The sequence below is a fragment of the Faecousia intestinalis genome, from assembly GCF_040096185.1.
Taxonomy (GTDB): Bacteria; Bacillota; Clostridia; order Oscillospirales; family Oscillospiraceae; genus JAZOXB01.
In genome coordinates this window covers 1-5,610 of the sequence record NZ_JBBMFF010000067.1, presented here as the reverse complement: position 1 = coordinate 5,610, position 5,610 = coordinate 1, and the positions used below count along the sequence as shown (strand labels likewise).

The window sequence follows — 5,610 nt, the reverse complement described above, 5'->3', positions numbered from 1 at the left end:
CTGCGATGCAGCGGCCCGCTGTTTTTCACTTTGCCGAAAGGTCGACTGCGCGGCGGACGATGCTCATCGCGGGGACACGGCGCGGCAGCTGCATGCGGAACACCATCTGCGGCGTGCGCGGCTCGCGCAGCGGCAGTCCGTCCGCATCCTGCATGACCGGCACGGTCACGGAAAACGGGCGCGTATCCGGGCCGACGATCTCGACCTCATCCCCGGCGGCAAACTTGTTGCGCAGGGACAATGTCGCCATGCCGTCCGGTGTGCAGTCCGTCACGATGGCGCAGACCTGCCAGTCGCGGATATAGCGGGAGCTTTCCGTATACTGCCCCGGCTGGCCGAAGAAGAAGCCCGTGCTGTAGCGCCGGTGCGAGACATGCTCCACCTCATCGCGCCAGACCGGGTCGACCGGCTCCCCGGCGGCGACGGCATCGAGCGCGTGGCGGTAAGCCCCTGTGATGATGGCGGCATAGTAGGCCGATTTGGCGCGGCCCTCGATCTTGATGCAGTCCACGCCGGCCTCCGCCAGCTCGGCCAGATGGTCGATCATGCACATATCGCGGGAATTCATGATGTAGGTGCCCTTTTCGTCCTCAAACACGGGGAAATACTCGCCGGGGCGCTTTTCCTCCATGAGGGCATACTGATAGCGGCAGGGCTGCGCGCATGCGCCGCGGTTGCTGTCGCGGCCCGTCATATAGTTGGACAGCAGGCAGCGGCCGGAGTACGACACGCACATGGCCCCGTGCGCAAACGTCTCCAGCTCCAGCTCCGGCGGCGTATCGCGGCGGATGACGCGGATCTCCTCGAGAGAAAGCTCCCGTGCCAGCACAACGCGCTTTGCGCCGAGCTCATGCCACGCGGCCGCGCAGGCGGCGTTCGCGATGCTGACCTGCGTGGAAATGTGCAGCTCACAGTTCGGGGCCTCGCGCTGCGCCATGCGGAACACACCAAGGTCCGCGATGATCAGGGCGTCGACGCCGCTGTCGTTCAGCAGGCGCAGGTGTGCCGGGAGCGCGGGAAGCTCGTCCCCGCGCGGCATGGTGTTGACCGTGACATGCACACGCACACCGTGTGCATGGGCAAAGGCGACGGCCTCCGGCAGCTCCTCCGGGGAGAAATTCCCCGCAAAGGAGCGCATGCCGAAGCTCGTTCCGGCGAGATAGACGGCGTCCGCACCATAGAGGACGGCCATGCGCAGCCGCTCCATGTCTCCGGCGGGCGCGAGCAGTTCGGGCTTACGCATCGTTCTGCCCCGCCAGGAAGGCCTGATGCTCGTCATAGCTCTCGGAGAAGTGATGCAGGCCCGTGGAGTCGTCGAGCGCATAGTAATAATAGCTCGTATCGGCCGGGTTCAGTGCCGCGGAAATACTCGACAGGCCGGGGTTGGAGATCGGTCCGGCGGGCAGACCCGTGCGGTTATAGGTGTTGTACGGGCTGTCGATCTGCGTGTCCTCATAGGTCAGCGCGCCGTCGACGCCGCCGAGCGCATAGACGATCGTTGCGTCGATGTTCAGGTACGGATAGTTTGCGGGATCGCACAGGCGGTTATAGATAACGGAGGCGATGGTGCTGCTCTCCTTGGCGGAGGCTGTCTCCTTCTCGATCATGGAGGCGACGGTGACGAGATCATAGATCGTCATACGGTGGGCCTCGATATAGCTCTCGTCATAGCCCTTTGCGGTCCAGCGCTCGGCAAGCGCCGTGTTCAGCGTTTCGAGCTGGGCGGAAGCATCGTCCGAGAACTTGCGGTTGAAATTCGACAGCAGCTTTTCGAGCACGCGGTCGGGATCGTCGTTGACATAGAAATCATAGGTATCCGGGAACAGGAAGCCCTCAAGGCGGTTCGTCTCGCCATAGGGGATGTCCTCCAGGAACCAGTAGTCAAAATGCGTGTTTGCGGCGCTCTCGCCGAGCTTTTCGGCCGTGCAGACCTCGTTTTTCTCCAACAGGGCGAAGATCTGCGCACAGGTTGCGCCCTCCGGCAGCATGACGCGCACGGTCGTGCGGGTGCCGCCGCTCTCCGTCATGCCGCTGACAAGGGCATGATAGTCATAGTTATAGGCCAGCTCATAGGTTCCCGCGTCCATGCGGCCCGCGGAATGCGTAAACTTGCAGTAGAGCTTGAAAAGCCACGGGTACTGGATGAGGCCGTTGTCGTGCAGCATGTCGGCGATGGCATCGAGCGAGGCATTCTCCGGCACGGTGACCTGAATGGTATCGCTCGAGCGGCCGAAGGCCAGCACATCCGTCGCGCAGGCCCAGGCGGCATACCCCGCGCCGACGGAGACGACCGCGACGATCACCACATAGAGAATGATCTTCACAAACAGCGGCACGATGCGCTTGTGGCGCTTGCGGGGCGGCTCCGGAGGAAGCTCCTCCTCGGGCTGCGGCTCCTCGAATTCGCCGTAGTCATCGAACGTGTGGCCGAAATCCGGCGTAAAATCGTCCGGCTCCGGCGTCCCCGGTTCGGCGGCCTGCTGCGGCCCGTCCGGCGTTTTGTCCAGCTCGGCGCGCGCTTCGGCCAGGATCTCGTCGATGGACCGGCCGTCGCTGCGATGTTCCTCAGTCATGGGATGCCTCCTCCCCGTTCCAGACGACCTGCGCAGCGATGCGTGCAGCCGTTTCCGCGCCGCACAGCGCCTCGACGAGCGCCAGCCCGAAGGCAAAGGCACTTCCGGCGGCGCGGCCCGTGATGAAATTTCCGTCGCGCACGACGCCCGCATTCTGCATGACGGCCCCGCGCATTTCCGGCTCCATGCCGGGGTAGCAGGTGGCGCGGCGGCCCTCCAGCAGACCAAGCTCCGCCAGCACCGTCGGCGCGGCGCAGATGGCGGCGACCCATTTTCCGGCCTGCGCCATTTCCCGTGCGGCACAGAGCACCGGTTTGCAGCCGCGGATGGAGCGGACGCCTCCCAGCCCGCCGGGCAGGATGAGCATGTCCGCCTTCGTCAGCTCGGCCGCTTCCGCCGCGCAGTCCGCATGGACCGGGATGCCGTGGCTGCCGGGGATGTCCGTCCCGCCGATGCCGGCGAGGCGTACCTCGACTCCGGCGCGACGCAGCAGGTCGCAGGGCACGATGGCCTCCGCTTCTTCAAAACCGGCTCCAAGGATGAGATATACCATGTGTCAGTTCTCCTTCAGGCATTCCTGCACGCGCAGGAAAATTTCGCTGTGGATGTCGTCGATCGAGCGCATTTTACCGTCCTTTGCGCAGGCGATGACCGTCCAGCCGTAGTACTTTGCCGCCTGCAGGCCCGTGGCGCGGCAGCGGCGCAGATAATCCATATTCTGCTCGTGGATGTCCGCGTGCGTGTGCGTATCGTGCTCACGGCGGCGCAGCATCTGGCCCGTCAGCTCCGTCGGCACGTCGAGATACAGCACGAGGTCCGGCACGGGCAGGCCCATATGGCGGTACTCGAGATCATAGAGCCACGCAAAAAACTTCTCGCGGTCCTGCTCCGGCTCCTTCGAGGCCTGATGGACGGCGTTTGAGGTCGTATAGCGGTCGGAGAGCATCAGGCCGCCGTTCCGGTAATACTCGCCCCAGACCTTGCGGAAGGCCGCAAAGCGATCGACGGCATAGAAGGTCGAGGCCGTGTAGGCGTTGACGTCCGAGGGACGCGCGCCGAACTCGCCGCCGAGATACATCCGGATGAGGGCGGACGACGGCTCCGTATACTGCGGGAAGACCATCGTGCGGAAGTCCACGCCCCGCGCCTCCAGCCGGCGGGTCAGGAGCGAAAACTGCGTGGATTTGCCCGAGCCGTCCGTTCCTTCAAAAACGATCAGTTTGCCCATGGGTCACCCCTTCTTTCCGCGCGCCCGCCATGCGGCGAACACGAATTTCGGCAGGCGCATCATGCGCCCGATGCGGCTCGGCTCGCGCAGCAGGCGATAGAGCCACTCCAGCTGCAGGCGGATCATCCACTTCGGCGCACGGCGCACCGTCCCGGCAAAGCCGTCCAGACTGCCGCCGAGGCCGATCATCAGGCGGACGTTCAGCTCCGCGCGGTGGTCGTGCATGAAGCACTCCTGCTTCGGCGCGCCGAGGCAGACGAACACGACGTCGGCTCTTGCCTCGTTGATGCGCGCGATGACGGGAGCTTCGTCCCTGAAATAGCCGTCCGCCGTGCCGCAGATACACAGCTTCGGGTGGGTCTTCTTCATATTCTCGGCCGCCTGCTCCGCGATGCCGGGCTTTCCGCCCAGAAGATACAGTCTGCCGCCCGTCTCCTCGAGCACGCCGAGCAGGTTCGCGGCAAAATCGATGCCCGCGACCTTTTCCTTCAGCGGCGTTCTGAGGATCTTCGCCCCCAGCACGACGCCCGCGCCGTCCGGCAGGACGAGCGAGGCCTCGTTCAGGATCGCGCGGAACGACTCGTCATGCAGGGCCTCATAGGCCATTTCGGCATTCGGCGTCACACAGTACGAGGCCTCGGGCCGCTGCAGCAGCGCCCGCGCCGTATCGAGCGCCTCCGCCATGGTCACATTATCATATTGTACGCCCAGAACATTCGTCTTCATGCGCACACCTCTTCCATTATCGTTTTCGTATCTTTTATTTTACCATACTTGCCCGCCCTTGTCTACTCCCGGCGGGCCGTGCGGCGCGCACATTTCTTTCCGCCGCGCATACTATGGGGTAAAAGCGGGCCGGCACGGCTGTACTCCGCTTTTAACTGAGGCAGCACCGCATAATTCCCCTTCAGCCTTCGCCGAATGCTCTTGCTGAATTGAGCGGTATTGCCCTGATTCTTCCGGGAGGTTATCGTATGCCAGACAAACCCCTTGAGCAGGCCTGCGATGCGCGTGTCTGCATTCATACCGATCAGATTCTGGACAGCTGCATGGATAAGGACTGCGTGGAGGATCTGCGCGTCTATCTCACCCGCGAGTCGCAGGCGGCGCTCGACCGCTCCACCGGCGCCAAGACCCGCTGCGCCGAGCTGCTGTTCGCGCGCGTGGAGGTCGAGCCGCTGGCCTATAAGCGCGGGCACTATGCGGTCGACCTGACGTTCTACTACCGCATCCTCGGCGATGCGACCGTCGGCGGAACGCGCCCCGTCACCATCACCGGCCTTGCGGTCTTCACAAAGCGCGTTGCACTCTACGGCGGGCGCGGCAAGGCAAAGACGTTCTCGAGCACGGACGCGCTGCCCACGCCGGACGGCCTGCTGCAGGACCGCCTCCCCGTCGGTGTCGTCGAGGCCCTCGACCCGATGATCCTGGCCTCGAAGGTCCGCGAGGTCTGCGACTGCTGCCGCTGCGAGACGGAGCTGACGGAGATCCCGCCCGCCATTGCCGAGGCGCTCGGCGAGGAGCTCGTGCTCACGGGCGGCACGCGGCGGCTGTATGTGACGGTCGGGCAGTTTTCGACTGTGCGGCTCGAGCGCGGCGCACAGCTGGCCGTCCAGAGCGGCGGCTACTGCATGCCCACGCGCGAGTGCTGCGACGACGAGGGCTGCGAGGAGGACCCCTGCGAGCTGTTCAGCCGGGTGGACTTCCCCGTCCGCGCCTTCTACCCCGAGGGGAGCGACTGCGGCGGAACGAGCTGCTGCGGCAGCTGCGGAAAGTAAGCGGGGAGAAACGAGCAGCGGCGCGTTTGCG

General features: G+C 64.7%; 6 protein-coding genes. 1 reads left to right on the top strand and 5 read right to left on the bottom strand.

Features of this window, described 5'->3' with window-relative positions; translation table 11 throughout:
* Nucleotides 1-25 precede the first annotated feature (25 nt).
* The 5 genes from WMO66_RS00935 to WMO66_RS00915 are packed head-to-tail and all read right to left on the bottom strand — an operon-like array spanning nucleotide 26 to nucleotide 4,527.
* The gene (locus tag WMO66_RS00935) at nucleotides 26-1,243 is read right to left on the bottom strand and encodes a peptidase U32 family protein (protein WP_349134532.1); all 1,218 of its coding nucleotides are present in this window, start codon (nucleotides 1,241-1,243) and stop codon (nucleotides 26-28) included.
* Complete coding sequence (gene mltG / locus WMO66_RS00930; protein WP_349134531.1) at nucleotides 1,236-2,573, bottom strand: endolytic transglycosylase MltG; 1,338 nt, start codon at nucleotides 2,571-2,573, stop codon at nucleotides 1,236-1,238. The genes WMO66_RS00935 and mltG overlap by 8 nt, the downstream gene beginning before the upstream one ends.
* Nucleotides 2,566-3,126 (bottom strand): DJ-1 family glyoxalase III, encoded by a 561-nt coding sequence (locus tag WMO66_RS00925; RefSeq protein ID WP_349134530.1) that lies wholly within the window; start codon nucleotides 3,124-3,126, stop codon nucleotides 2,566-2,568. Before WMO66_RS00925 ends, mltG begins: the two co-directional genes overlap by 8 nt.
* Before the next feature lie 3 nt (nucleotides 3,127-3,129).
* Nucleotides 3,130-3,801 carry a dTMP kinase gene (locus tag WMO66_RS00920; RefSeq protein ID WP_349134529.1) on the bottom strand — a complete coding sequence of 224 codons (672 nt, stop codon included), beginning with the start codon at nucleotides 3,799-3,801 and terminating at the stop codon, nucleotides 3,130-3,132.
* A gap of 3 nt (nucleotides 3,802-3,804) precedes the next feature.
* Complete coding sequence (locus WMO66_RS00915; protein WP_349134528.1) at nucleotides 3,805-4,527, bottom strand: WecB/TagA/CpsF family glycosyltransferase; 723 nt, start codon at nucleotides 4,525-4,527, stop codon at nucleotides 3,805-3,807.
* 248 nt (nucleotides 4,528-4,775) lie between these two features.
* On the opposite strand from WMO66_RS00915, the gene WMO66_RS00910 reads away from it, so the two are divergent.
* Complete coding sequence (locus WMO66_RS00910) at nucleotides 4,776-5,579, top strand: hypothetical protein (RefSeq protein WP_349134527.1); 804 nt, start codon at nucleotides 4,776-4,778, stop codon at nucleotides 5,577-5,579.
* The last annotated feature ends 31 nt before the right edge of the window (nucleotides 5,580-5,610 follow it).